The sequence below is a fragment of the Microvirga sp. HBU67558 genome (assembly GCF_018069605.1).
Lineage (GTDB): Bacteria > Pseudomonadota > Alphaproteobacteria > Rhizobiales > Beijerinckiaceae > Microvirga > Microvirga terrae.
This window is the reverse complement of sequence record NZ_JAGPUP010000322.1, coordinates 1-1,318: the sequence shown is the minus strand read 5'-3', so window position 1 is coordinate 1,318 and position 1,318 is coordinate 1. Positions and strand designations below refer to the sequence as shown.

Annotated in this window: 1 protein-coding gene; it reads right to left on the bottom strand. The window is 66.4% G+C overall.

The features are described from left to right. A partial coding sequence (locus KBI52_RS01490) for a hypothetical protein (RefSeq protein WP_210804867.1) occupies positions 1-1,318 on the bottom strand: 1,318 nt, incomplete at both ends.

Sequence of the window (1,318 nt, the reverse complement as noted above, 5' to 3'; positions counted from 1 at the left end):
GTCGCCGCCACGTTCGTGGTCGGGATGGTTCCCGTGGCGTTGTCGTTGAAGTCCGCCGCCACCGTGATGTTGCTGTTGCTGTCCGACCACTGGTTCGCCGCCGCTGGCTTCACGTCCACGGTGAACAGGGTGTTCGTCGCCGTGCCAAAATTGTCCGTCGGGTTGAACTGCAGCCCCGCCAGCCAGGTGTTCACCGCGTCTCGGGTCCCCGTGAAGGTGTAGGTCTTCGTGGCCGCGTCGCCCCCGGCCGTCTGGCCCTGGAACGCGCCGTTGCCCGCCGCGAACGAGACCTGGACCGTCAGCTGGTCCGTGTTGTTGGCATAGTTGACCGCCAGCTTGCCGTTGAATGGCGTCGGAAACGTGTTGCCCGTCGATTCCCCGGTCACAATCGCAGCCGCCCCCGTGATCGTCGGAGCCGTGCCCGCCGTGACGATGAAGGATTTCGGGGTGGTGCCGGTGTGCTGGCCGGCGCCCGAGAAGGCGTCCACCACGCTCACCGAGATCGTCGTGGCCGCCGCGCTCGTGGGCGTGAAGGTCACGTTGTCCAGGAAGCTCTGAACGTCAGCCGCCTTCCCGGTGAACTTGATCGTGCCCGTCGCACTCTGATTATCGACCGTCACCAGCGTGCTCGCCGGGAATCCCCAGGTGCCGCGGCCGGTGGCAAACGACACCGTCAGGGTGACCGCGTCGTTTTCTGCGTCCTCCAGCTCGATGCCGTCGAGCAGCTTGATCGGCGCCCCGACCGTCGCCGCCTGGTCCACCTCCATGGTGGGGATCGTCGCGTTGCTGTTGAAGTCAGCCGTGACCTTGATATTGCTGTTGGACGCCACGAAGCCGGTGGCCGCCGTGGGCTTCACCTGCACGGTGAACGTCGTGTCCGCCGCAGCGTTGGTGAAATTGTCCGTCGGGTTGAACTGCAGGCCGGCCAGCCAGGCGTTCACCTGAGACACGTTGCCCGTGAAGGTGTAGGTCTTCGTGGTCGCGTCGCCCCCGGCCGTCTGGCCCTCGAACTGCCCGTTGGCGGCCGCGAACGACACCTGGACCGTCAGGCTCTCGGTCGCCTCCGGGTTGACGATCACCAGGCGATTGTTGGCAAACGGCTGCGCAAAGGTGGTGCCCGTCGACTCGACGGAAACCGTCGCCGCATCGCCCGTGATGGACGGGTCGACGTTCTGAGCCGCCGCCACGACATTGAACGATCCCGAGCCTACGGCCACCGTGCCGTGCTGGCCGGCACCGCTGAAGGCATCGACCACGCTCACCGTGAACGCCTTGGTGCCGGCCGCGGCCGGCGTGTACTGCACCGTATCGATCAGGC